This is a genomic window from Mycobacterium angelicum (assembly GCF_002086155.1).
GTDB lineage: Bacteria > Actinomycetota > Actinomycetes > Mycobacteriales > Mycobacteriaceae > Mycobacterium > Mycobacterium angelicum.
This window is the reverse complement of the sequence record NZ_MVHE01000401.1, coordinates 1-267: the sequence shown is the minus strand read 5'-3', so window position 1 is coordinate 267 and position 267 is coordinate 1. Positions and strand designations below refer to the sequence as shown.

Here is a 267-nt window from a genome sequence, read left to right as displayed (position 1 = left end):
CCCGTAACCAATCCCGCAGCTCCACGTACCCAGTATCTACCAAGCACAGCTATGTTTGTGGGATGCGAGTGGCGGTGCTCAGCGGCGCGGGGATCTCCGCGGAAAGCGGTGTACCGACGTTCCGCGATGACAAGAACGGATTGTGGGCCCGATTCGACCCTTACGAGCTGTCCAGCACGCAAGGCTGGCTGCGCAACCCCGAGCGGGTCTGGGGATGGTACCTATGGCGCCATTATCTGGTGGCCAACGTCGAACCCAACGACGGGC

The 267-nt window shown here is 62.2% G+C and carries 1 pseudogene; it reads left to right on the top strand.

The features are described from left to right. Nucleotides 1-62 precede the first annotated feature (62 nt). Nucleotides 63-267: pseudogene (gene cobB / locus BST12_RS29985) on the top strand (NAD-dependent protein deacylase); the annotation flags it as partial.